Here is a 21,115-nt window from a genome sequence, read left to right on the forward strand (position 1 = left end):
AGGGGATGAGCCCGGACCTATCGCCGAGTCGTCTTCAATAGCTCGCTGAAGTCTGAGACGAAACGGTGCTCTGAGGGCATTCACTACTGAGGGGGGTGATGTCGGTGGTCGGTGCGGCTGAGGTGATGCTGGTGGATCGGCTTCGCGGCGGCGACCCTTCGGCGCTGGATGCTCTCTTCCGGATGCATGGCCGCGCGGTTCACCGGGCCGCAGCCAGCTTCCTCGTGGACGCCAGCCAGGCGGAGGACGTCGTGCAGGAGACCTTCTTCCTGCTCTGGAAGCGCCGCTCGGGCGTGCGCATCGTGGGGGAGTCGGTGCTGCCCTGGCTGCTGGTCACGGCGCGCAACCTCAGCTCCTCGACCAACCGCCGCGAGCAGCGCCGACGCCACCTGCCCCTCTCGGACGACACCACCTCTCGCGGCATCGACGCGGAGGCGAGCGACCGGCTGCTCGACGTGCGGCGTCTGGTCGAGCAGATGAGCGCGACGGACCGCGCGATCTGGACGGCGTGCATCGAGGACGACCTCAGCTACAGCGACGCCGCCCGCTCCCTCGGCCTGTCCCACGGAACGGTCCGCAACCGCCTCTCGCGGGTGCGGGCATCGCTGACGAGAACCCTGACGGAACGGACAGAGGACCATGGACAGTCGTGATCTGAGCGACGAGCAGCTCGAGCGCATCAGCGCAGGCCTCGCGCACCGCATCCGCCGCCGCCGACGTCTCGGCCAGGCCGCGGCGGTGACCCTCGCCGGCATCGCGGGCGCGGTCCTCAGCGCGGCGGTCCTCACTGCGGTGACGACGGAGCGCGGCACTCCGGTCGCGGCGCCCGTCACCTGCTGGGAGCCGGACGGGCGGGGCGTCGCCCTGTCGGGCGAGATCCGGACGCCCGTCGGCCGGTCCACCGCGGCACTCGCCGCGGCGTGCGCTGCACTCACCGGATCGGGTGCCGACGGCGGGAGCACCGACGGGACGGACGCCGCCCAGTACTCCCTCGCCGGAAGCCAGGTCTGCGAGGAGAGCGGGCGCCTCCGGATCTTCACGGGGCTGAGCACCAGGGTCGACTGCGCCGACCCGCCCACGACGCAGAACGGAGTCGACCAGTGACCGGCACACGAGCGGGAAGAGTTCCCCTCAGCGTCCTCTGCCTCTCCGCGGCGCTCGTCCTCAGCGGCTGCGCGGCGAGCGCCACCGGCCCCGGCTCACCGCCGACGTCGCCGGTCGCGGGAGATCTGCTCAGCGCCGAGGAAGCGACCGAGTCCGTCTACGAGACCACCGCGGTCGTCGCTGCTCAGGAATCAGGAGACTGGCTGCTCGATCACCCGGTCGGCCTCCGCATCATCGACATCGACGGCCGGTCCAAGCTCAGCGTGGACGGGCCCTGCAACACCCTCACCTACGACCTCCAGTACGCAGGTCTGCAGAGGTCCGTCCGGGTCGTCACCGGGGGCCCCGCCACGACCTCCGTCGGCTGCCTCGATGCCGCCGGAGAACGAGAGCAGTGGCTGATGGGCGTCCTGGGCGCCGGGGACGTCAGCCTCACGCAGACCACCACGACGATGCGCATCCGCTCCGGCCCCGTCACCATCGACGCCACCGCGAAGACGACGCCCACCTCGACGGAGACACAGGCAGCACCGGCGTCGCCGCGGGACCCCCGGCCGTCTTCACTCCCGACGGAAGCCCCGCCGTGCCCCTCGACTGCTGACGCCGCGTACGGGCCGATGATCGACGTCCAGCAGCTGACGAACCCGGCGCTCGACCTGGCCGACGGCGCGGGAAGTCGCCTCTCGACGCTCAGCGCGGAGGAGAAGAAGCAGTACCCGATCTACGCGGTGCGGGCGACGTCTGCGGAGCTGTCCTCCTGCGCCCCGGGACTCGGCGGCGACACTCGAATCTCCCCGGAGGCGCGGATGTGGGCTCTGAGCGTGCACGCCCCTGTCGTGAACGACGCGCCCTACGGGTTTGTGGCCAAGAAGTGGGACGTCTACACCGTCGTCTACGACGGCGAGACCGGAGAGGTGATCGTCTCCTCGACGGGTGTCGACCTCCAGGCGCTCGGGATGCGCGGTGAGGTGATCACCGCGAGGTAGACGATCTCGGAGAGGATCGGCGATGGCGCCCTGGCCGCCCCATGGGCTGGAAAGACCATCCCGCGACCGTCTCGAGAGGCGGTATCGATCTCGAGATCCTGGGCGCGCCGGGCGCACTGATCACCGCCGACCAGGCCCGCAGTCGACAGCCTCCGAAGTGGGGGATCACTCGGGCGGATCGTGGGAGAAGTCGAGCGAGCCGCCGAGGATCCGTGCGGCGACGTCGCGCACTCCGACGCCTTCTGCGAAGGCGTAGGCGCGGATGATCGCGAGGGCGTCCGCCGGGGTCGACCGGGTCTGGCCGATCGCCATCCCGGTCGCCTGGTGCACTCCCCGGCGTGAGAGCGCCGGATCGCGGGCGAGACTCCCGTTCTCCGGCAGGGTGATCGCCTGATCGACCACGGCCCTGGCGGGCGCTCCGGAGAGTCGGCCCGCGAGCTGCAGCTGCTCGGCGTCGAGCCGCATCGAGGTGCTGCTGTACAGACTGACGGCGCCGATGCTCGAGGTGCCGATGACCAGGGGAACGGCGAGGACCGTCCTCGTTCCTGCCGCCTCCGCGGAGAGTGAGAAGACGGGCCAGGCGGCGAAGTGCCGCTCGTCGCCGACCTGAAGCTCGACAGGGCGATAGGCGCGGTACGCGCTCCAGGCGGGCCCTTCGCCGAGGTCGATCTGCGTCTCGTCGAGGGTCGCCGCTCGGCGGCTGGTCGCCGCCAGTGTCTGCATGTCGAACGGAGCGCCGAGCACGGACGTGGCAGCGTCCTCGCCGGGCAGCAGGTCGATGAAGGACGCGAGGAGCCGGTCGATCTCCTCGCCGAAGGCGCCGCTTCCCGGCTGACCGGTGCTCACGGGAGGAAGCCGGGTACGCGCGTGCACGCGCCTGTGCCGGGCTTCGTCCCGATCACGAGCTGCGGGGGAGTGACGAGCCCGTCGTCGAAGCGGGCACCGCTTCCGGAGTCGCCGTGCAGCCTGCCCATGGGGGTCCCGCCGTCGCGTGCGCCCGGGAAGGGTGCGGTTCGCCACGCGAGGTCTCGGATGGGCTCTGAGACCATCCCCGTTCCGCACTGCTCGCTCCGATCCGAGACGATCGGTCGCGCGGCCGCCCGGACGGAGACGCGCAGGGCGGTTTCTGCCGTGTCACCGGGATGTTCGCGAAACACCTCTCCGGGGTCGTCCGAGGCGTACTGTGACGGATGCCGGCCGCGTCGCGGAGGTGCACGAACTCTCCCGCCGATCGGTGACACCGCTCGGTCGAGAGGGCTCCTCCTACCGATCCGAGCCGCCATGACCCCGCGGGACGAGAATCAGCACGACTCCGTCCGTGCCCTCCAGGACCTGATCTCCGCCTTCTCCGGACCGCACTGGGTGCACCCCGCCTACGTCGAGCACGTCCTCGCGCACGCCGCGGACCTGCTCGACGCCGCGCTGATCCTCGGCGGGCCCGAGCGGAAGCGCACGCCGACGCTGATGTGGCCGCGCTCGGCCGTGTTCGAGATCCCGAACCCACTACCGGTGCCACCTGCCGCCCTCTGAGCGGCAGGCGTCTCCGGCCCTCGCTCGAGACGTCCCGGCCGAACCGGTGCGCTGAGCGGGGCTCGGAGCAGGCCACGGGCACCAGCGCCGCCGGTCGCGAGTGTGGTGGAGTGGAGCGAACCGCCCGTCACCACCCCCGAGGAGCCACCATGCACGTCGTCGTCATCGGCGGGAGCGGCCACATCGGCTCCTTCCTCGTCCCCCGGCTCGTCCGCGCCGGGCACGAGGTCACGAACATCACCCGCGGCACCAGCACCCCCTACACCGCCGGCCCGGAGTGGGAGCAGGTGCGGAACGTCGTCGCCGATCGGCAGCAGGAGGACGAGGACGGCGTCTTCGCGACCCGAGTTCGCGATCTGGCTCCGGACGTGGTGATCGATCTGGTCTGCTTCACCGTCGACTCGGCGCAGGCCCTCGTCGAGGGGCTCCGCGGGCACGTCGGCCACCTGATCAGCTGCGGATCGGTCTGGCGCTACGGGCCCACCCTGAAGCTCCCGATCCGGGAGGGCGAGGGGACGCCCGCGATCGACGAGTACGGCCGCCAGAAGGAGGCGATCGCCATCCTCCTGAAGGCCGAGACCGCGGCGGGCGGCCTGCGCACCAGCACGCTGCACCCCGGCCACATCAGCGGACCGGGCTGGGCGCCGATCGGGCCGCTGGGCAACCTCGACCCCGTCGTCTGGGAGACCCTGGCCACCGGTGGAACGTTGCGCATGCCGGGCTCGGGCGCGGAGTCCCTGCACCATGTGCACGCCGACGACGTCGCCCAGGCGTTCGAGCTCGCGGTGGCCCGGCCCGAGGCGGCCGCGGGGGAGGACTTCCACATCGTGGCCCCCTCGGCGCTGACGGTCCGCGGGTTCGCGCAGATCGCCGCGGGCTGGTTCGGGCAGGAGGCCGTGCTGGAGAGCATCGGCTGGGAGGAGTTCCGCCGCAGCGCGGGCGACGACCTCGCCGACGCGAGCTGGGGCCACCTGCACCGCAGCCAGTGCTTCTCCATCGAGAAGGCGGCGACGCTGCTCGGCTATGCGCCGCGGTACGAGCCGGAGGCCGCCGTCCTCGAGGCCCTCGAGAGCCTCGTCGAGCGCGGCGAGCTGACCCTCCCGGTCGCGCTCCCGGCTCGAGCGCACTAGACCGCAGCACCGGGTCGCGGCGGGTCGGTGGGCAGGTCTCGATACGTCCCTTCGGGACTACTCGACCCGCATGGATCGATCTGGTCGAGGTCTCCAGGGCCTGAGCCGTTCATGCTGATCGAGTAGCCCGCTCCGCGGGCGTATCGAGATCCACCGCGTGTTCGAGAGCCCTCGCTGCAGTCCGGCGGGCGCCAGAATCACTCGGTGAGGCTGCGGTCCTCAGCGAGGAGGAGCGCCAGCTCGTCGCGGCTGAACGACTCGACGGGTGCGTGCGCGGCCATGGCGAGGTAGCCGCCGTCCCCCGCTTCATAGCTGCCGGCGCCCCCACCCAGGAGGGCGGGACGCTCGCCCTCGTGCAGGAAGAGCAGGTAGGAGCTCCCGGGGGTGAGCAGGGGCTCCTGCACGGTCGTGTAGCGGACCCCGTCCAGGACGCCGCCGGTCTGCGTGATGGTGAGGCGGTCACCCGCCTCGCCCTTGTGGACGGCGGTCACCTCGAGCTCGACCTCCGTGGCGGCGATGGCGCCCTCGAGACTGGCGGCGCGCTGCTCCTCCTCCGACGCCTCGCTCAGCGGATTCAGGAGCGGATCGGTGCCCTCGAAGGTCGGGTACACGACGGCGTCGCGGGTCGAGACGGCGGTGCCCTCGATGATGCGATCGGCCTGCCCGACGAGCTGCGGCAGGTCGTAGGAGGGGTAGTCGACGGCCATCTGCGACGTCCGCTCGACGATCGGCTCCGCGGGAGTTCCTGCACAGCCGGAGAGCAGAGCGGACGAGAGAACGGCCGACGCGACCACCGAGATCCGGACCGCTGTCGTGGGCTGCATGCGGATCACCCTCTCACGGGAGACCGCTCAGGCCGGGGCCGTGCCGTCAGCGGGTCGATCACCGCCACGAGTGGTCAGCGGTTCCAACGTCCGTCCCCGGCACGTGCTCGATCAGATGCGACTCCACGAGTTCGACCTCGAGAGGACGCCGGAGAGAGAACTATAGTGATGCCCGCGGCACCCAGCCCGACGGCCACCGACGTCGCCGTCCAGCTACCGGAGGAGGTCCGTCGTCCGTCTCGACGTGGCCGATCGATGCGGCGTCCGGCGACTCGGGCCCCGGCGCGGGTAACCTGTGACGCATGATAGAAGGCGTCGGCGCTCAGCTTCGAAAGGGCGTTGCTGAGTTCTGCATCCTCGGGCTCCTGGACAGTGTGCCGATGTACGGGTGGGAGCTGTCGACACGCCTGCAGGAGGTGGGGGTCATCGGGAGCATCGGGACGCTGTATCCCCTTCTGGGGCGGTTGCGGGATCGCGGGTCCATCGCTGCTGTCGTCGTGCCGAGCGACCAAGGCCCCGCGCGGAAGTACTACTCACTGACTGACGTGGGGAAGATCGAACTCGGCCGTTTCAGAGCGGAGTGGCCGTCGTTCGTCAGTCAGGTGAACCAGACGATCGGAAGGGGAACCCCATGACTGCCTCCACCTCGCGGGTAGCTGACCGCTACCTGGAAGAGTTGAAGGTCGCGCTCGCCGATGTGCGCGCTGAACTTCGCGAGGAGATCTATGGGGGGATAGCGGAGGAACTGGACGGCCTCGATGACGACGCTGCGCGAGAGCGCATCTCCGAGCTCGGGACCCCTGCGCGTATCGCCTCGGCGGCCGGCGGGTCGTCCAGCAGTAGTGGACTCGTCTTCGATCGCCCGTGGTTCGCTGTTGCGAGCTCGTTGTCGTACGCGTTCGGCTGGCTGCTGATCCCCGGCGCGGGCTGGCTGATCGGGATCGTTGCGCTGCTGCTCTGCTCCTCGTGGACTCTCGCGGAGAAGAAGGCGGCTGTGATCGCACCGCTGGTCACGGCTGGAGTCGTCGGCGGTGGCACCGGGCTCTTCTACTGGTTCACTCTCACTCCGAGTTCCACCATGACGACCTGGACGGTCGTGGTCGCAGCCACGTTCGTCGGCGGGGTGGTGAGTCTGATCCTGGGATCGCGCTTGTGCGCCCGCTACGTGAGAACGCGGCGGGCGCACGAGGCGATGATGCAGGCTCGTTGAGCCGCGGTCATCAGTTCCAGCTGACTGTTGCGACCCCTCCCGAGACCGTCAAGCGCAGTTCGAACGTGGTCGTGTAGCCGATGATGCACATCTGCGCGTTGATGTTCATCTGGGCGCGATTCGCTAGCGGCCTGCCGAGGTAGGTCATCGTCGAACTGCACGCGCCGCCGATCGTCCAAGCCGGACCCCACGGGTCAGCGGTCACGGTGTTGCTCGAGAGGTTGAAAGAGGTGTAGAAGCTCATCTGCACCACACCGACCCAGGTGTCGATCTTGCAGGCGTTCCGTTCCGGACCGCGCACCGAGCACTGTGTGATGCCGCGTGCTTCTGCGCTCACGGCATCCGCTCCGATGCGAACGACGCTGATCGACCCGTCCTCGTACGTCGAGATCGTGTACTCGCCGTCCGCCCGCGTCTCCTCGACCACGTCGACGGTGGGGTTCGAGCTCGAGAACGAGTCCCACTCCTCGCCGGCGAGATAAGCCTCGATCAGCGCGTCCTGCGTCTGCGGCGCAACCCTGTACTCCGAGAAGAACGCACGGGCGCTGGCGACCTCCGGAGTCTCCGAGGTCGTACTTGCGCTGGCCGGCGTGGCGCCGAGGAAGAAGACCGCAGCGATGGCGACCCCCGCCACCAGCTTGGTTTTGAATCCGAACATAAACCCCTCATCTCCAGTTCCACGATGGAACATTGCCAAGCAAGATAGCGATCCGGACGCGCCGCGTCAGTTCGTCGTTTGGCGGGGCGCGTTTCCGTCGATTCGAGGTCGTCCCTCTGTCCCGTGTCCGAAGCTGCGATCGCGGGAGAGCAGTACCCGACGAGTGAAGTCTCGGCAGACGGGTCGAAGCGCTCGATCTGGTCGGCGGTCAGCTGGATCGCGTCGGCCGCGATGTTCTCACTCGACGCGGGCGCGGCGGGCTCCGGGATCGGGGCGATCAGGCAAGCCCTCCCGTCCCCTGCGAGCCGCGCGAAGTGCAGCACGCCCACTGCTGAGGGGGTTGTGCGGGGCGCTCTGACGGAATGCTCGCCGCTGGCGAGTTCAGCTCTTCACCGACGTGCAGAATCTCGTTCGAAGGGAAGCGGAACGCAGTGAGGTGGAACAGGTCCTCGGCCGTCATGCCGAAAGGGAGAACTCTGTCGCGGGTCAGCAGTGAGCGCGACGGCTCCTAGGCTGAGCCGGTGGCTACCCCGGCATCGATCCGCCCGCTCGTGGGCGCTGCGCGCATCGCCGTCGGTGCAGCCGCGGGCGCGGTGATCCTCCACACCTACGCGCTGAGCATCGCGGCCGGCGAGCCGAATCCGTTCGACTACTTCGGCTACTTCACGAACCAGACCAGCCTCCTCGCCAGCGCGGTGCTGATCGTCGCCGGTTCGATCGCGCTCGCCCGCCGTCCGACCCCGGTGTGGCTGAGCCACGTCCGCGGTGCGGCGACGGCCTACCTCATCGTCGTCGCCGTGATCTACAACACTCTCGTCCCGGGAACTGGAACGGCCCCGCCCTGGGTCAGCGCGGTCCTGCACGTGGTGCTCCCCGCGCTCGTCCTCCTCGACTGGATCGTCGTCGCCGACCGCGGGCCGCTCTCCTGGCGCCGGCTGTGGGTGGTCCTGCCCTACCCGATCGTCTGGGTCGTCGTCGTGCTCGTCCGCGGAGCGACCGACGGGTGGGTGCCGTACGGCTTCCTGCTCCCCGAGAACGGAGTGCCGTCGCTCGTCCTGCACGTCGCCGGGCTGACCTGCGCGGTGCTCCTCGCGGGCGCGCTCGTCTGGGCACTGAGCCGGCGGCGCGGAGCGGCCTCCGACCTGCCCGCGCGCTCGGTCGAGCGGTGAGCCCTCAGGATCGGCACACGGGTCGACCCGGAATCGGCCTGCGCGTGCCTTCTTCCTCCGGTCCGGCCTCGGCCGCGACGTTCCCGCGCGGAGGACCATGAGCCGGCGGATCACCACGACGGCAGCCTCCGACGCCGTCGCGTCGATCCTCGCGCTCGTCGGAGTCGTCGGCGCCGTCTCCAGCGTCGTCCTCGCGGGGCTCGGCGCTGTGACGAACTGGCTCATCCTCCTCGGGTGCGCGGCCGACTACCGCAGCACGTTCCTCGAGGTGAACGACCCGCCCCTCGACTGCCTCGCCGGGCCGGCCTGGCCTCTCGTCCAATGGTTCGCATTCGTCGGAGTCGGCGCGCTCCTGACCTTCTCCACCCTCGTCATCGGTGCCTACCGTCCCCGTGTCGCTGTCCCGGTCGGCGTCCTGCTCGCGGCGGTCACAGCGGTGAGCGCCGTGCTGACCCTGCCGGCCGTCGGCCCGTAGAGCGACCCTGTGCGGGCAGGTGAGCGACCCTTCGGCTACCGGTCACCCGCCCCGCGATGCAGTGTCCAGCGGGGGAGTGCTGAGCGGTACGACTCCGCCGAGGAGGGATTCGTAGGCTGTTCTCATGATTCCGCGTCGACGACTCCGCCCACTGACGGTGCTGCTGTGCGCTGCCTCGGCCATGACGCTCACGGCGTGCTCCAACTCCGACGCCGCGGTGCAGCGGAGCGAGGGCGTCACCGCGATGGTCGCCTCCGAGGCCCCGGACCTGGTGATGCAGGCGTCGATCGCCGGGACTCTCACGACGACCGACGAGGGCTGCCTGGCCGTGCAGAACGACGGGACGGCCCTCCCGCTGGTGTTCCCGGTCGGCTCGCGCCTCAGTGGCGACGGCCGGACGATCGACGTCCCCGGTCGGGGAGCGCTGACGACGGGCGACGTCGTGGAGGGCGGCGGCGGCTACCTCACGCTCGAGGACACTCCCGACGAGTGCACGCCGGACGGCGACCCCGTCGAGTCGGTGATCTGGCAGAGCCTGCCTGACTGATAACCGACCGAGGGCTCCGCCTGCAGCAGTCCCACCCGCGGACCGCGGCGGGGTGCGCCCCCCGGTGGCTCATGGGCCGCTCGGCCGGTAGTGTCGTGCCGCCGTCGGACGGATGGCATGACGAAGGGGTGTCGTTGTGGTGGATCCGCGCAAAGCAGCGAGGGAAGCGCGTACCACTCGGCGGCGCGCGGAGCGGGATGAGAGGAACGCCCAGGCCCGGGCTGAGCGGGATGGGGTGGCCGCGTACGAGCAGATGTTTCGGGAGCAGGCCGAGTGGGAGGCAGAGGACGAACGGCGTGCCGAGGTGAATCAGGCGAGGCTGGATGTCATCCGGGACGAGTTCAAGGGCGAGAGCTTCATGCGCCTCTACGAGCGGGCGCGGCGGGACTTCGCTGAGCTCGGCGACATCATCGTCTCTTGGAACGAACGGGCTAGCAGTATCCGCTTCGAGCGCGGAGACGATATGACCCAGGTCATAGTTGAGGTGGCCGAGGACCTCCCAGACCGAGCCGGCGAGCTGGTGCAGAACATCCTCATCAATCTCCAGTTCTCTCTCGAACATCTCGCGATGGCCCTCGCTGTCCACGAGCAGGGCGGGCTCACCGCCGCGCAGAAGACGGGAGTTGGTTTCCCGGCCGCCTTGAAGGAAGAAGGCTGGGTCCGGCGCCGGGTACACCTGCTTAGCGAGAGCGCCCGCGCCGACGTCCTTTCCCTTCAGCCCTACGCCGGAACACCGGAGGCTCCCGAGACTCACGTACTGGCTCTTCTCTCGGAGCTCGCAAAGACCCAGCGCCATCACTCAGAGCTGCTCACGACATCCACGACCGGCACCCAGGGCTTCTCGCCTGCAGACGGCGTAATGCTGCATGTTTCTGAAGCCCACGTCACCGGCCAGACGGTAGCCGGCATCGGATCTGCCGTTGTTCTCGAATTCGCCAATGACGTAGATCTCGACAATGTCGCCGTCCTCCGGCATGCGACAATTCGCCTCAACGTCCCCGGTTTGACGTCTGATGGGGAGAACGCGATGTTGCTGCTCGATCACCTCGTCGGCTGGGTCCTCGACCGGGTCTTCCTCTTGCTCACACCTCACCTCCGCTGAGGGGACCGACGGGCTTTCTAAGATTCGAACCCCGGATTGTCGCCCCCCGGATTTCTGCCGCCGTTGCTCGGATTTCTGCTGCGACCCGCTCGGCTGTATGGATGTAATTCAGGGCAGACGACTGAGCCGCACCCCCGCGCACGCTCGGCTGATGGCGGGCGGCCCGAGCTGGCGGACGGAGGCGTACCTCTTCACTGCGCAGCCGGGGCAGTCCGACGACGTCAACTTCGTGCATGAGGGCGAGGAGTTCGTCTTCGTCACCGAGGGCACCGCAGTGCTGACCTTCGCCGACGCATCGTCTCACGCGGTGTCGGCCAGCGAGTCGATCACGATCGAGATGTCACGCCCGCACCGCTGGTCGGTGCCGGCGGACGCTGGAGGCGCGGCACAGTACCTGCTCGTGACCGCCCCTGCGGGCTGAGGGCGAGCGCCAGCGACGGGAGGCGATCATCGCTCGTTCCCTTTGAGGAGAAGCCGAGGCGCTACTGCATCGCAGGGCGCGCTCGTCGGCGCTATTCGACGTACTCTCCCTCGATCCCGAGCGCTTCGATGTCCGTCCCCGTACCGGAAGCGATCATGTCGCCCGTGGGTCCATCGCAGACGAGTGTGTAGACGTCCCAGGTCTTGGCCGCCGTGCCGGGGAGCGCGCCCCAGTTCTGCATCGTGTGGTGCACCGTCAGTAGGTAGACCGGACGGTCGGCAGAGATCTGCAGGTCCGAGGCCAGACTCGGCAAGGCGACCCGCAGATCTCCGTAGGACAGGAGGGCAGCGTAGACAGGGCTCTTCTCGGCGCCGACGTCGACGACCGCTCGGGCGGAGCCGACCAGCTCGGAGACGGGTACGAGAGGCTGAGAGGCGTCGTACGGTTGCAGTACAGGGAAGTTCTCCACGCGTTCTGCGGATGCTTCTTCCGGCGAGATGGCGAGCTGAGCATCGGCGGATTCAATGTGAGCGGTCTCCACGGGAGTGCTCGGACCGTCTCCGCCGGCCTGCGCAGCCGAGACGCCCATCGTCGTCGACACTGCCGCCGCCGCAAGCACGACGCCGACGATGCCGAGCGTGATCCTCGCGACTCTCATCAGTACCCCGTCTCCCAGAGCGACGCCGCACGCGGGCTCGCCGTCCGTCCGACAGATACGTCCCGGCTCAGCCACTCCGTCTTCGCGAAGGCGAAGAGCCGGTCGACGTCTCTCGTACCTGGACCGTACTGCCCAACCGTTACCTCCTGCGACCTTTCTCCACGATCGGACCGGCCTGCGCGAAGCGACCTGACGGGGGAGCGGCGTCCCGCCGAAGGAGCGGACATCAGCATGGTCCTCCCCAGGAGTGGAGCCGGTCGCCGTCACCGGTTCTCGGACCGGGCGCTCGTGCGAGCGCTCCTTTCAGCGGAGTGGTGAGTGGACCTGTGATGAGCAATATCTGTCGGTCGTCGACTCGCGGCGAGGTCGAGCGAACTCGGACATTCGCTGGCGATCGAGCTCGGTGCTCTCGATGAATCAGACGGCCGGAATCTGGTCAGGAGGACCGTGTCTCCGCTAGGTTCCCCGAGTGACGACAGAAAGCTCTCCTCCCGCTCAGAGCGGTTCTCCCAGCGGCCGGAGGACGATGACCGAGAGCCAGCAGCGCTCGAATCGAGTGGTGACGATCGTCGGATTCGTCCTCGCGTTCATCGGCTTCCTCAATGTGGCGGGGCTGATCCTCAGTCTCATCGCGCTCAACCGATCTCGGCGAGCGGGTCAGAGGAACGGCTTGGCCCTCGCCGGTGTGATCATCGCGGCAGTCGGAGTGGCCTTCATCGCGGTGCTTCTCGCCGTCCTGGTCCCGATCCTCGTGGATGCGGCACAGACGTGCTCGCGCTTGGGCGAGGGAGTCCACGTCGTGGGCGGCTCCACCTACACCTGCACGGGGACGTCGTTCTCCGTCTCCTCGCGGCAGTGAGAGGGCGCGCCCCGCACCCGTGGAAGAACCGTCAACCAGTCGATTCCGCTGCGTGTCTCCTGCGTCTCCACTCGTCCGCGAGGGTCGCGTAGACCGCTGAGTCGATCCAGGTCTCGCCGCGTCTCTCGCTCTGCAGGAAGAGGGCCTCGCGCCGCAGTCCCAGCCGCTCCATCGCGTGCACGGAGCCGCGGTTGTCGGCCGCGGCGCGTCCGATGATGCGGTGCAGGCCGAACGACCCGAACCCCACGTCGAGGAGAGCGCCGCCTGCTTCGAGCGAGTAGCCCAGGCCGGACGTGGCCGGGTGGAGGAACATGCCGATCTCGCCCTGCTGCCCGTCCGCCGATCGGACGAGGACGGCGTCACCGACGAGCGCCGCCGTCGCTCGGACCTCGACGCCGTAGAAGCGGCGGTGACCCGGCTCGCGCAGCTCCCACTCGGCGTCCCGCTCCTCGAACCAGGAGGCGTACTGCCCCTCCGCGAGCGGACCGTGACCGAGGAACCGGGAGGCGCGGGCGTCACCGCGGTACGCCGTCACCGCCGCCTCGTCCTCCCGGGTGAGTCGCCGGAGCCGGAGTCGCCGTGTGAGCAGATCGACCGTGCCGTCCATCCGCCCAAGCTAGGTGCCGGTGAGCCCGGGCCCGCGGGACAGCGTTCCGCCCGCGGAGGTGAGACGCGACATCGCCGCCTCGGGCTCGGACCCGCTCGTAGGATCGCTCCGTGGCATCGGCAGAATTCACGAAGCGCAGCGCCGAGGCGATCGTGCTGTACCCCGCCGTCGACTACCGGGCCGAGGTCGCCATCCGAGCGATCGCACCCGGCTATCCCCGCCTCAGCCGCAGCCAGCACCCGCTGATCCTCGGGACCGCAGAGGGCCTGGAGTTCTGGGACGACCGCCGCCAGGCGGAGCCGGGTGCCGTGCTGCCGTGGAGCCGCGTGGTCGCGATGAACGGTCCGGGCCCCACGTCGAGGCTCGGCGGTCTGCGGATCCGAGTTCGACACGGAGAGCGAGCGCTCACCGTGGAGATCCCGCTGCGTCCGGGTGGCGTCTGTGATCAGCACCTTCCGGCGATCACGGTCTCGGTGCTGGCGAACCGACTCCGCCTCCTGGCGTCGGCCGTCGGGATGGCGGAGGACGTGGCGGAGGTCAGGCCCACCACCGTCCGGCTGCTCCCCGGAACCGACTCGACGGCCTACGCGGTCCGGGCCGGCTGGGTGTCTCTCGCCGGGACGGCGTGCGCGGTCCTGTTCCTCCTGCTGGTGTCGCTCCTGCCGCCCGAGGCCCTCCGAACACCCTCCGTCGGCGTGCCGGTCTACGGGCTGCTGGCCGCTTTCATCGTCAGCGTCGTCGCGGCCCTCGTTCTCGGTCGATACGGCACCGTCCGCCTCGAGGAGGAGACCTCCGCCGGCTACCGCATCACGGGCTCACCCTGGCCGGTCGGCATTCCTCTGGTCGACCGCCGGACGGGCGACGTCGTCCCCGCGCCGGAGGGCACGGCACCTCCGGGCACCGTCTGATCTCGACTCGCCGCCCCGGGGAGATCGCGCGCGGGTTCCGGGATGACCGAGCCCGTCACCGGCGATGCAGCTCGTCCTCTCCAGGGCGGGTGAGGAGTGAGCGGGACGCGGAAGGCCCGACTCGAGACCTCGGCATCACCTCGAAGACGTGCACTGCACAGCGTGCTGAAGAGCTCTCTGAGCGGACGATTCACAGGCGTGAAAGCTGGTCGGCTCGATCGAGACTCCGCGGTCGGGATCGATCCGTCGCACTCAGGAACACGAAGCTCGTGCCGACGACGGCGATCGCCGCGGGCGTCAGGATCATGAGGGCGACTGAGACGAGTACTCCGGCGATGGTCCACGGTGGATCCATGGGGGAGAGGCCCCAGATGCCGAGGACCTGTGCTGCAGCACCCGCGCCGACGAACCCGAGCGCTCGGCTTTCGAGGATCCCGGCGCGGACGGCGGCCGCGGTGGCGATGATGGGTGCGGATGACGCCACGGAGCTGAGCAGGATCAGGTGGACCGGATACACCCGGTATTGGAACGCTGTGAACGGTCCGGACCACCAGAAGAGACCGAGCGTGCCCGCGGAGGCCAGCCCGCAGAGTGCGATCGCAGCAGCCGACAGCGGCCGGCCACGGAACAGGGCGACGCCGGCCGCGGACAGCCAGGCGAGTGCGACGAGCGTGGTGACGATCAGCACCGGACCGGTCGAGGGTCGCGAATCGAAGTTCACGACTCCGGTGATCAGGACGAAGAGCGCCCGCTCGCCGTATTCGAGGGCGACGGCCGTCAATGACCAGGTGGCGAGCAGGAAGAGGGCCCCGATGAGGGTGGTGCCCAGCCTTCGTCGCCGGATCGCGGCCACGAAGGTCTCGATCATCCCGGCTCTCGCAAGACCTGCCCGGTCGGAGCGGGTGGGGCCCGATACCCCCATCGCGTCGTCGCGGTCGAGGTACGCGCTCACCGCACTCTCGCCGTTCCTCTCGCGCCAGGCGGCGGGGTACCAGCGAAGGGCTCGGCGGTAGTCCGCAGCGGAGGAGCTCACGCCGTGGCGCTCCGTCCGAGTCGGTGCATAGCATTCGAGGCGGCCCGCTCCATCTGCGCGAGACGTTCCGCGTCGGCCGCGAGACGTGCTTCGCCGGCATCGGTCAGGCGGAAGTACCGGCGCCTTCGGCCGTCGACCTCCTCATCGCCGTCGGCGGCGATGAGCCCCTGCCGCTCGAGGCGGTCGAGTGCCGAGTACAGGGTCGGGATCTTCAGGACCATCGCGCCGTCTGACAATTCCCGCGCCGCAGCGATGATCCCGTACCCGTGGGTTCTGCCGAGCGCGAGGACCGTCATGATCCACAACCGCGGCTCTCGGATCTCCTCCATCCCCGCGCCATACTCCGGCTCGCAGGGTATGGCGAGGCGCTGCGAACACGGATCGACCTGCCCGCAGGAGGAGCGGCATTCGGTGGCCCGCTGTGGAGCTCGCCCGCCGCAGGGCTCACGGCTCAGTAGCTTCAGCCGGGGCTCCCTCACGCGCCTGCGCGCGCGACCCTCTGCGGCCTGTCGGCGATGCTCCGCCCGGCGGACGCCGGCTCCGGCGGCAGCGTCGTCCCGACCAGGGCTCGACACCGTCGTGGCGCCGCGGAGCGAGGGCGGCCGCTTCTCGGGTGGGTCGTGCTCAGGCGCAGCGGGCGAGGTACTGCTTCACATCGGCGCGCGTGAGGGTCTTCAGGGCGTCCAGGTCGTGGGAGCGCAGGTACGCGCGGACGGCCGCGGTGGCCTTCGCGACGGTCAGCGTCGAGCGGTCGAGGCAGGGGGCGGAGTCGAGCGGGTTCGCGCGCGCCGTGCGGAGGTCCGCGTCGATGCCGGTGACGGCCTGGTCGAGGCTGGTGATGACGATGCGCGCGGCGCCGTCCTGGGTCGGGCTGTTGGGCCACCACTCCTTCGGGTCGCCGGTGCGGTCGTCGAAGGAGACGGTGTAGAAGTCGAGGTCGAGGCCGCGGATCGTGTAGTCGCCGTTCGCGTCCGTACGGGTCTCGACGTAGCTGCCGTACGGCGGCCGGTTGAAGGCGGTGACGGGGACGGAGACCCCGTCGTCGGTGTCGACGTGGCCGCTGATCGTGGCTCCCAGCGGGAGCACGTACTCGGGCAGGGCGAGGGTCCTGCCGGCGCTCACGGAGAAGACGGTGCCCGAGGCGTTAGGTCGGTCCGAGCCGAGGTTGCGCTGGACGTGGAGGCCGTCCTCGACGAGCGCGCTGACCGTGTAGGTCTCGTCGGGCACGACGGCGGCCTCGAAGGCGCCGGCGGCGTCCGTCGTCGCGACGACGAGCGGCTTCACCTCGCTGGTGCTGGTCGGGCGCAGGAGCACCTCCGTGCCGGCGGCGGCAGGCGTGTCGGGCGTCCCCTCGAGCAGGACCCGCCCGGTGATCGTGCCCGTGGGCCCCTGATCGGCGGCGGACGCGGGAGTGGCGAGTGCGGAGGCGGCGACCAGGACGGCGGCGGCGAGTGCGAGCGTGCGCCGGACGGCGGCGCGCGAGAGCGAAGACATGTGATCCCCTCAGCGGGGGCGGCGTGCCCCCATCGCTGCCGACACTAGACGGCGGGGGAGACGCAAGCCCGTCTAGGCTCGCCGGTACCGCTCGCCACCGGGGAGGATCGATCGTGACGCGCAGCTCTCGCACCGTGCCGCTTGTGGCGGGCCTCGCGGCCACGGCACTGCTCACCGGCTGCGCCCCGACTCCCTCCGGCCCCGGGAACGCGACCACGGAGGTCGCCGAGACGACCGCGCGCGAGAGTGCCGCCGCGCTGGCGGATCGGATCGGCACCGACCGGCCCGACGACATCGACGAGGTCGCGAGGGAGGCCGCCGCCGAGGGCGCCGACCTCGTCGGGATCGAGTCCTTCGACGCGCCCGAGCTCGACGATGCGTTCGGCGCCCTCACCACGCGCACGGTCGGCGTCGACGGCGAGTCCTACTGCTTCCGGATCGAGTTCGACTTCTACGGCCGGCACAGCGTCGACGGCGTCACCGTCTTCGGCACCACGACCGGCGTGCAGGACGTCGAGTGCGACGCGTCGACCCCGAGCGTCACTGCGCCGCCCGACACGCGCGAGGTCGTCGTGCCGGCCGCGAACGCGGAGGAGGCCGCGGTCGAGGTGCTGACCGCGCTGCCCGAGGACCCGGGCACGATCGAGGACATCACCGCCGCGATCAGCGACCGTCTGGCGACTCCGACGGGACCTCGGGAGGTGGCCGCGCAGCCGACGGTCGCGCTGCGGGGCACGGACGTCGGAGTGGCGATGGGGCACGCCGAGGACTGCGTCCTCGTCAAGCGCGAGGCGGGCGCCGTCACCCGCGTCGTCGTGGCCCCGGTGCTGCTCCAGCCGGGCGAGCTCGGCTGCACCGCCGACACGGCTCTGAGCCCGGCCGAGTCGCTGCGCCCACCGCACTGACCCGACGTCGAGACGTCGAGCGCGACGCGACAGGAGGCGGCGTCAGCGCGACACGCGGCGACCGGCCCGCCGGTTCTCGACCGCGAGGATCACGGCGGCGAGGAGCGCGCCGAGGACGGCGCCGATGGTGTTCATGAACCAGTCGTTCGTGTCGCAGGAGCGGCCGATCGCCGGGACGCTCGCCTGGACCAGCTCGATCAGGGCGGACAGGCCGGAGACAGCGGCGGCGACGAGCACGCGGCGGCCGACCGCGACCGCGAGCAGCAGGGTCCCGGGGAACAGGAGGGCGATGTTCGCGAGGGTGTCGATGCCGTCGAACGGCAACGAGAACTGCACGGTGCAGAAGATCAGCGGCGTGCCGTCCGGCGGGTACATCGTCAGCGCGATGCCCGCGAGGAAGGCCACCGCGGCGAGGACGAGGAGGGTCCTCCTCGCGCCGCGCCGGTGCAGCAGCCAGGTGAGCGCCGTGACCAGCGCGACCGCGATCCAGAAGCCGATCGGCACGAGCGCGGCGTGCTCGACGAGGAAGGTGCTGATCATGGCGCTCTGCTCTCGGGTGGCGGGGTGGCGTGATCGGAATCAGCGGGCGGAGGGACGGACGCGCGATCACCGACGGCGTCGACGCACGGGGGAGACGTCCGCGCAGCCCGAATCGAGCCCTCGGCGGAGGTCGGCCCCGGAGGCAGGCCTCGGAGGCAGGCCCCGGAGGTCGGCCCCGGAGGTCGACCCCGGCGGTCAGCGCCGAGGACGGCGCCGGAGGTCAGCTGCGGAGAGGAGAGCCCACGACGTCGAAGCGGTGGCCGCCGAAGGCGCCGCTGAGCAGCGGGCGCGCCCGCTCGATCGCGGCCTGGACCTGCGGGAGGGCCAGCGAGGCCCGGTGCGCCTCGGCGCTCTCCCACAGTTCGACGACGAAGACGGTGTCCGGCTGCTCGTCGTCGACGCCGACCTCGTAGGCCAGGCAGCCGGCGTCGACGAGGGCGTCGTTGTGCTCGATGAGGAGGGCGACGAGCTCGTCGCGTCTGCCGGGTGCGGCTCCCAGGGTGCCGACGTTCGCGAAGGTCATGCCGCGAGGCTACCGGTGCCGGCGCCTCCGCTCCTCGCCTCGATCCTCCGCGCCGGTGCTCGGCGGCCGACTCCGGCGGCCCCGCGCTACGAGGGAGGTTCTGACAGAACCCTTCACGGCGACATCAGCCCCTCCTACCGTTGCGAGCATGGATCACCGAGCAGAGGTACGCGAGTTCCTGACATCACGTCGGGGGCGCCTCACCCCGGAGCAGGCCGGGGTCGAGCCGGGCGGCGGCCGCCGCCGGGTGGCAGGCCTCCGTCGCGACGAGGCTGCACGGCTGGCGGGCGTGAGCGTCGACTACTACACCCGCCTGGAGCGCGGGAACCTGGCCGGCGTGTCCGACTCCGTCCTCGATGCGATCGCCAGGGCGCTGCACCTGGACCGTGCCGAGCACGATCACCTCTGCGATCTGGCGCGGACCGCGAACGAGGCCGGAGTCCGCACGAGGCGGTCCCGCACCGTCGCGACCGTGCGGCCGGAGGTGCAGTACCTGCTCGACGCGATCACGGGCGCGCCCGCCTTCGTGTCGAACACACGGATGGATCTCGTCGCCGCCAACGCGCTCGGCTTCGCCCTCTACTCGGAGATGTACCGCAACACCGCGCGGCCGGCGAACCACTCCCGGTTCATCTTCTTCGACCCCCGCGCGCACACCTTCTACCCCGACTGGGAGCGCGCGGCCGACGTGAACGTCGCGATCCTCCGCCGCGACGCCGGCCGCAACCCCCACGACGCGCAACTCGCCGCTCTCATCGGCGAGCTGTCGATGCGCAGCGACGACTTCCGGACCCGGTGGGCCGAGCACAACGTCCGGCGTCACTACAGCGGTCTCAAGCAGTTCGAGCATCCGGTCGTCGGGCTCTTGGAGCTCACCTTCCAGGTGAGCGAGCTGCAGGACGACCCTGGTCACTCGATGACGGTCTACCCCGCCGTTCCCGGAAGCGCCTCCGACGAGAAGCTCCGGATGCTCGCGACCTGGGCCGCCACCGAGGACATCGCGCGCCTCACCGCCGGCTCCGCGAGCTGACTCCTCTTCCTTTCTCCTCTCCCCGCCTCACGGTGGGTACGGCCTCATCCGCCGGCACGAACCCTCGAAGGACCTCATGACCTCCACTGCGCCCGTACGCCTCCCCGACGGGAGCGAGCGCGTCGAACCGCGGACGATGCCCTGGTTCGCGCTCGCTCTGCTCGCCATGACGGGCTTCCTCCTCGTCGCCGCCGAGACGATGCCGGCGGGCCTGCTGCCGATCATCGCTGACGGAATGGACACCAGCGAAGGAGTCGTCGGACAGTTCATCAGCGTCTGGGCGCTCGGCACCGTCATCGTCACCGTCATCGTCACCATCCCCGCGATCAGCCTCACCCGAGGATTCCGCCGCAAGCCGCTGCTCCTCGGGAGCATCGCCTGCCTGATCGTCGCGAACACCGTCACCGCGCTCTCCAGCGACGTCGCGGTCTCCCTCGTCTCACGATTCGTCGCCGGAGCATTCACCGGGATCATCTGGGGGATGCTCGCCGCGTACGGCCGCCGGATCAGCCCGCCCCGCAGAGCGGGCCTGGCTCTGTCCATCGTGTCGGTCGGCGCCCCGGTCGGCTTCGCGCTCGGCACGCCACTCGGAGCGTGGCTCGGCACGGCCCTCGACTGGCGCTGGTCGTTCGGCGGTCTGAGCATTCTCGCGCTGCTCGCGTTCGTCCTGATCGCCCTCTTCGTCCCCGACACCCCAGGCCAGCCGCGAGCCGCAGCCGGAAGCCTCCCGCTGGCGCGCGTCTTCGCCATGCCAGGAGTGGCGATCGTCTGCCTGACGATCCTCGTCTGGATGCTCGCGCACAACACCATCTACACCTACATCGCGCCGTTCCTGCGCGAGGGCGGATCAGGACTCCGACCCGACCTCGTGCTCCTCGTCTACGGCGTCTCCTCGATCCTCGGCGTCGCGATCACCGCCGCGACCATCGACCGCTTCCCGCGGGCGCTGCTGCACTCGAGCCTCGCGGTGTTCGTCCTCGCCGGTCTGATCCTGCTCGTGGGCCGCGGCGCACCCGCCGCCGTCCTGCTGGCCGGCGTGCTGTGGGGCATCGGCTTCGGCGGCGCCTCCGCGCAACTGCAGTCGGCACTCAGCCGCTCCGGGCGCGAGAACTCCGACATCGCGAACTCGTTCCTGCCCGTCGCGTTCAACCTCGCGATCTTCGCGGCGGGCATCATCGGCGCTCTTCTCCTGGAGGCCCTTCCCGCACTGGTCCTGGCGGCCCTCATGGCAGTCCTCGGCGCTGTCGCCCTCATCATCACCTTCTACGGCCGCCGGACCGCGTTCACCGTCGACCACCTCGACGCGCGCTGATGCGACACCCGGCGATCCAGCAGAGCAGGAGCTTCACATGACGACGAACTCGCGCCAGGCCACGCCCTACGAGCGCGTCACCGACTGACC

27 protein-coding genes are annotated in these 21,115 nt (G+C 70.2%); 17 read left to right on the top strand and 10 right to left on the bottom strand.

The features are described 5' to 3' along the window. The first annotated feature begins 125 nt into the window (after nucleotides 1-125). Genes EDF36_RS12545 through EDF36_RS12555 form a run of 3 tightly spaced genes read left to right on the top strand, consistent with a single transcriptional unit; the run spans nucleotide 126 to nucleotide 2,090 of the window. Complete coding sequence (locus EDF36_RS12545) at nucleotides 126-653, top strand: RNA polymerase sigma factor (protein WP_260300711.1); 528 nt, start codon at nucleotides 126-128, stop codon at nucleotides 651-653. After that, the gene (locus EDF36_RS12550; protein ID WP_123733253.1) at nucleotides 640-1,104 is read left to right on the top strand and encodes a hypothetical protein; all 465 of its coding nucleotides are present in this window, start codon (nucleotides 640-642) and stop codon (nucleotides 1,102-1,104) included. The genes EDF36_RS12545 and EDF36_RS12550 overlap by 14 nt, the downstream gene beginning before the upstream one ends. Then, nucleotides 1,101-2,090 (top strand): hypothetical protein, encoded by a 990-nt coding sequence (locus tag EDF36_RS12555; RefSeq protein ID WP_123733254.1) that lies wholly within the window; start codon nucleotides 1,101-1,103, stop codon nucleotides 2,088-2,090. Before EDF36_RS12550 ends, EDF36_RS12555 begins: the two co-directional genes overlap by 4 nt. 165 nt (nucleotides 2,091-2,255) lie before the next feature. Here the strand turns inward: EDF36_RS12555 and EDF36_RS12560 are convergent, their stop codons facing one another. Continuing rightward, nucleotides 2,256-2,936 carry a GAF and ANTAR domain-containing protein gene (locus tag EDF36_RS12560; protein ID WP_185020458.1) on the bottom strand — a complete coding sequence of 227 codons (681 nt, stop codon included), beginning with the start codon at nucleotides 2,934-2,936 and terminating at the stop codon, nucleotides 2,256-2,258. A gap of 435 nt (nucleotides 2,937-3,371) precedes the next feature. On the opposite strand from EDF36_RS12560, the gene EDF36_RS12565 reads away from it, so the two are divergent. Continuing rightward, nucleotides 3,372-3,620, top strand: coding sequence for a hypothetical protein (locus EDF36_RS12565; protein WP_123703921.1), 249 nt, complete (start codon nucleotides 3,372-3,374; stop codon nucleotides 3,618-3,620). Nucleotides 3,621-3,769: 149 nt separating this feature from the next. Then, a complete protein-coding gene (locus EDF36_RS12570; RefSeq protein ID WP_123733256.1) occupies nucleotides 3,770-4,750 on the top strand; it encodes an NAD(P)-dependent oxidoreductase in 981 nt (326 codons plus the stop codon). Between the two features lie 197 nt (nucleotides 4,751-4,947). Here EDF36_RS12570 and EDF36_RS12575 read toward each other — a convergent pair whose 3' ends face one another. Further along, nucleotides 4,948-5,574 carry a hypothetical protein gene (locus tag EDF36_RS12575; RefSeq protein WP_148060038.1) on the bottom strand — a complete coding sequence of 209 codons (627 nt, stop codon included), beginning with the start codon at nucleotides 5,572-5,574 and terminating at the stop codon, nucleotides 4,948-4,950. Nucleotides 5,575-5,876: 302 nt separating this feature from the next. Between EDF36_RS12575 and EDF36_RS12580 the strand changes: the two genes are divergently transcribed. Then, nucleotides 5,877-6,209 carry a PadR family transcriptional regulator gene (locus tag EDF36_RS12580; RefSeq protein ID WP_123733258.1) on the top strand — a complete coding sequence of 111 codons (333 nt, stop codon included), beginning with the start codon at nucleotides 5,877-5,879 and terminating at the stop codon, nucleotides 6,207-6,209. Next, a complete protein-coding gene (locus EDF36_RS12585) occupies nucleotides 6,206-6,784 on the top strand; it encodes an HAAS signaling domain-containing protein (RefSeq protein WP_123733259.1) in 579 nt (192 codons plus the stop codon). Before EDF36_RS12580 ends, EDF36_RS12585 begins: the two co-directional genes overlap by 4 nt. A 10-nt stretch (nucleotides 6,785-6,794) precedes the next feature. On the opposite strand, the gene EDF36_RS12590 is transcribed toward EDF36_RS12585, so the two are convergent. Then, nucleotides 6,795-7,442, bottom strand: a complete 648-nt coding sequence (locus EDF36_RS12590; protein WP_123733260.1) for a hypothetical protein — start codon at nucleotides 7,440-7,442, stop codon at nucleotides 6,795-6,797. Nucleotides 7,443-7,963: 521 nt separating this feature from the next. On the opposite strand from EDF36_RS12590, the gene EDF36_RS12595 reads away from it, so the two are divergent. From EDF36_RS12595 to EDF36_RS21295, 5 genes are all read left to right on the top strand, one after another. Then, nucleotides 7,964-8,611 (top strand): Pr6Pr family membrane protein, encoded by a 648-nt coding sequence (locus EDF36_RS12595; protein WP_123733261.1) that lies wholly within the window; start codon nucleotides 7,964-7,966, stop codon nucleotides 8,609-8,611. Nucleotides 8,612-8,708: 97 nt separating this feature from the next. After that, entirely contained in the window at nucleotides 8,709-9,086 is a 378-nt protein-coding gene (locus EDF36_RS12600; protein ID WP_123733262.1) for a hypothetical protein, read from the top strand. A 124-nt stretch (nucleotides 9,087-9,210) separates the two neighbouring features. After that, a complete protein-coding gene (locus tag EDF36_RS12605; RefSeq protein WP_148060039.1) occupies nucleotides 9,211-9,633 on the top strand; it encodes a hypothetical protein in 423 nt (140 codons plus the stop codon). Nucleotides 9,634-9,868: 235 nt separating this feature from the next. Then, nucleotides 9,869-10,735, top strand: coding sequence for a hypothetical protein (locus EDF36_RS21290; protein ID WP_185020459.1), 867 nt, complete (start codon nucleotides 9,869-9,871; stop codon nucleotides 10,733-10,735). Nucleotides 10,736-10,886: 151 nt separating this feature from the next. After that, the gene (locus EDF36_RS21295; RefSeq protein ID WP_185020460.1) at nucleotides 10,887-11,156 is read left to right on the top strand and encodes a cupin domain-containing protein; all 270 of its coding nucleotides are present in this window, start codon (nucleotides 10,887-10,889) and stop codon (nucleotides 11,154-11,156) included. A 91-nt stretch (nucleotides 11,157-11,247) separates the two neighbouring features. Here EDF36_RS21295 and EDF36_RS12615 read toward each other — a convergent pair whose 3' ends face one another. Next, nucleotides 11,248-11,814 carry a hypothetical protein gene (locus tag EDF36_RS12615; RefSeq protein ID WP_123733265.1) on the bottom strand — a complete coding sequence of 189 codons (567 nt, stop codon included), beginning with the start codon at nucleotides 11,812-11,814 and terminating at the stop codon, nucleotides 11,248-11,250. 559 nt (nucleotides 11,815-12,373) lie between these two features. Here EDF36_RS12615 and EDF36_RS12620 point away from each other — a divergent pair. Beyond that, nucleotides 12,374-12,673, top strand: a complete 300-nt coding sequence (locus EDF36_RS12620) for a hypothetical protein (RefSeq protein ID WP_148060040.1) — start codon at nucleotides 12,374-12,376, stop codon at nucleotides 12,671-12,673. A gap of 31 nt (nucleotides 12,674-12,704) precedes the next feature. On the opposite strand, the gene EDF36_RS12625 is transcribed toward EDF36_RS12620, so the two are convergent. Beyond that, nucleotides 12,705-13,280 (bottom strand): GNAT family N-acetyltransferase, encoded by a 576-nt coding sequence (locus tag EDF36_RS12625; RefSeq protein WP_123733267.1) that lies wholly within the window; start codon nucleotides 13,278-13,280, stop codon nucleotides 12,705-12,707. Between the two features lie 110 nt (nucleotides 13,281-13,390). Between EDF36_RS12625 and EDF36_RS12630 the strand changes: the two genes are divergently transcribed. Further along, nucleotides 13,391-14,188 carry a hypothetical protein gene (locus tag EDF36_RS12630; protein ID WP_123733268.1) on the top strand — a complete coding sequence of 266 codons (798 nt, stop codon included), beginning with the start codon at nucleotides 13,391-13,393 and terminating at the stop codon, nucleotides 14,186-14,188. Between the two features lie 190 nt (nucleotides 14,189-14,378). Here the strand turns inward: EDF36_RS12630 and EDF36_RS12635 are convergent, their stop codons facing one another. The 3 genes from EDF36_RS12635 to EDF36_RS12645 all read right to left on the bottom strand — a co-directional run bounded on the left by EDF36_RS12635 (nucleotide 14,379) and on the right by EDF36_RS12645 (nucleotide 16,715). Further along, the gene (locus EDF36_RS12635) at nucleotides 14,379-15,221 is read right to left on the bottom strand and encodes a hypothetical protein (RefSeq protein ID WP_123733269.1); all 843 of its coding nucleotides are present in this window, start codon (nucleotides 15,219-15,221) and stop codon (nucleotides 14,379-14,381) included. Next, nucleotides 15,218-15,550: a PadR family transcriptional regulator gene (locus tag EDF36_RS12640; RefSeq protein WP_123733270.1), complete on the bottom strand. Its 333-nt coding sequence runs from the start codon at nucleotides 15,548-15,550 to the stop codon at nucleotides 15,218-15,220. Before EDF36_RS12640 ends, EDF36_RS12635 begins: the two co-directional genes overlap by 4 nt. A 295-nt stretch (nucleotides 15,551-15,845) precedes the next feature. Next, on the bottom strand, nucleotides 15,846-16,715 hold the full coding sequence (locus EDF36_RS12645; RefSeq protein ID WP_123733271.1) for a carboxypeptidase-like regulatory domain-containing protein: 870 nt from the start codon (nucleotides 16,713-16,715) through the stop codon (nucleotides 15,846-15,848). A 113-nt stretch (nucleotides 16,716-16,828) separates the two neighbouring features. Between EDF36_RS12645 and EDF36_RS12650 the strand changes: the two genes are divergently transcribed. Further along, nucleotides 16,829-17,620, top strand: a complete 792-nt coding sequence (locus tag EDF36_RS12650; RefSeq protein WP_148060041.1) for a hypothetical protein — start codon at nucleotides 16,829-16,831, stop codon at nucleotides 17,618-17,620. Between the two features lie 42 nt (nucleotides 17,621-17,662). Here the strand turns inward: EDF36_RS12650 and EDF36_RS12655 are convergent, their stop codons facing one another. Together EDF36_RS12655 and EDF36_RS12660 are read right to left on the bottom strand one after the other, a co-directional pair. Continuing rightward, nucleotides 17,663-18,160, bottom strand: coding sequence for a VanZ family protein (locus EDF36_RS12655; RefSeq protein ID WP_123733273.1), 498 nt, complete (start codon nucleotides 18,158-18,160; stop codon nucleotides 17,663-17,665). Nucleotides 18,161-18,380: 220 nt separating this feature from the next. Beyond that, on the bottom strand, nucleotides 18,381-18,683 hold the full coding sequence (locus EDF36_RS12660; RefSeq protein WP_123703889.1) for a putative quinol monooxygenase: 303 nt from the start codon (nucleotides 18,681-18,683) through the stop codon (nucleotides 18,381-18,383). On the opposite strand from EDF36_RS12660, the gene EDF36_RS12665 reads away from it, so the two are divergent. Both EDF36_RS12665 and EDF36_RS12670 read left to right on the top strand, forming a co-directional pair. Further along, nucleotides 18,682-19,713: a helix-turn-helix transcriptional regulator gene (locus tag EDF36_RS12665; RefSeq protein WP_397459901.1), complete on the top strand. Its 1,032-nt coding sequence runs from the start codon at nucleotides 18,682-18,684 to the stop codon at nucleotides 19,711-19,713. The two genes, EDF36_RS12660 and EDF36_RS12665, sit on opposite strands and share 2 nt — an antisense overlap. Nucleotides 19,714-19,789: 76 nt before the next feature. Further along, nucleotides 19,790-21,025, top strand: a complete 1,236-nt coding sequence (locus tag EDF36_RS12670; RefSeq protein ID WP_260300699.1) for an MFS transporter — start codon at nucleotides 19,790-19,792, stop codon at nucleotides 21,023-21,025. Nucleotides 21,026-21,115: the final 90 nt, after the last annotated feature.

Origin of the sequence: Rathayibacter sp. PhB152 (assembly GCF_003751395.1) — a bacterium.
GTDB lineage: Bacteria > Actinomycetota > Actinomycetes > Actinomycetales > Microbacteriaceae > Rathayibacter > Rathayibacter festucae.

Coding starts and splice junctions, on each gene's coding strand:
- EDF36_RS12645 (WP_123733271.1), bottom strand. CDS start 16,715: ATGTCTTCGCTCTCGCGCGCCGCCGTCCGGCGCACGCTCGCACTCGCC.
- EDF36_RS12580 (WP_123733258.1), top strand. CDS start 5,877: ATGATAGAAGGCGTCGGCGCTCAGCTTCGAAAGGGCGTTGCTGAGTTC.
- EDF36_RS12570 (WP_123733256.1), top strand. CDS start 3,770: ATGCACGTCGTCGTCATCGGCGGGAGCGGCCACATCGGCTCCTTCCTC.
- EDF36_RS12665 (WP_397459901.1), top strand. CDS start 18,682: ATGCCGCGAGGCTACCGGTGCCGGCGCCTCCGCTCCTCGCCTCGATCC.
- EDF36_RS12565 (WP_123703921.1), top strand. CDS start 3,372: ATGACCCCGCGGGACGAGAATCAGCACGACTCCGTCCGTGCCCTCCAG.
- EDF36_RS12660 (WP_123703889.1), bottom strand. CDS start 18,683: ATGACCTTCGCGAACGTCGGCACCCTGGGAGCCGCACCCGGCAGACGC.
- EDF36_RS12670 (WP_260300699.1), top strand. CDS start 19,790: ATGACCTCCACTGCGCCCGTACGCCTCCCCGACGGGAGCGAGCGCGTC.
- EDF36_RS12575 (WP_148060038.1), bottom strand. CDS start 5,574: ATGCAGCCCACGACAGCGGTCCGGATCTCGGTGGTCGCGTCGGCCGTT.
- EDF36_RS12545 (WP_260300711.1), top strand. CDS start 126: ATGCTGGTGGATCGGCTTCGCGGCGGCGACCCTTCGGCGCTGGATGCT.
- EDF36_RS12625 (WP_123733267.1), bottom strand. CDS start 13,280: ATGGACGGCACGGTCGATCTGCTCACACGGCGACTCCGGCTCCGGCGA.
- EDF36_RS12655 (WP_123733273.1), bottom strand. CDS start 18,160: ATGATCAGCACCTTCCTCGTCGAGCACGCCGCGCTCGTGCCGATCGGC.
- EDF36_RS12585 (WP_123733259.1), top strand. CDS start 6,206: ATGACTGCCTCCACCTCGCGGGTAGCTGACCGCTACCTGGAAGAGTTG.
- EDF36_RS12590 (WP_123733260.1), bottom strand. CDS start 7,442: ATGTTCGGATTCAAAACCAAGCTGGTGGCGGGGGTCGCCATCGCTGCG.
- EDF36_RS12605 (WP_148060039.1), top strand. CDS start 9,211: ATGATTCCGCGTCGACGACTCCGCCCACTGACGGTGCTGCTGTGCGCT.
- EDF36_RS12600 (WP_123733262.1), top strand. CDS start 8,709: ATGAGCCGGCGGATCACCACGACGGCAGCCTCCGACGCCGTCGCGTCG.
- EDF36_RS21295 (WP_185020460.1), top strand. CDS start 10,887: ATGGCGGGCGGCCCGAGCTGGCGGACGGAGGCGTACCTCTTCACTGCG.
- EDF36_RS12640 (WP_123733270.1), bottom strand. CDS start 15,550: ATGGAGGAGATCCGAGAGCCGCGGTTGTGGATCATGACGGTCCTCGCG.
- EDF36_RS12615 (WP_123733265.1), bottom strand. CDS start 11,814: ATGAGAGTCGCGAGGATCACGCTCGGCATCGTCGGCGTCGTGCTTGCG.
- EDF36_RS12550 (WP_123733253.1), top strand. CDS start 640: ATGGACAGTCGTGATCTGAGCGACGAGCAGCTCGAGCGCATCAGCGCA.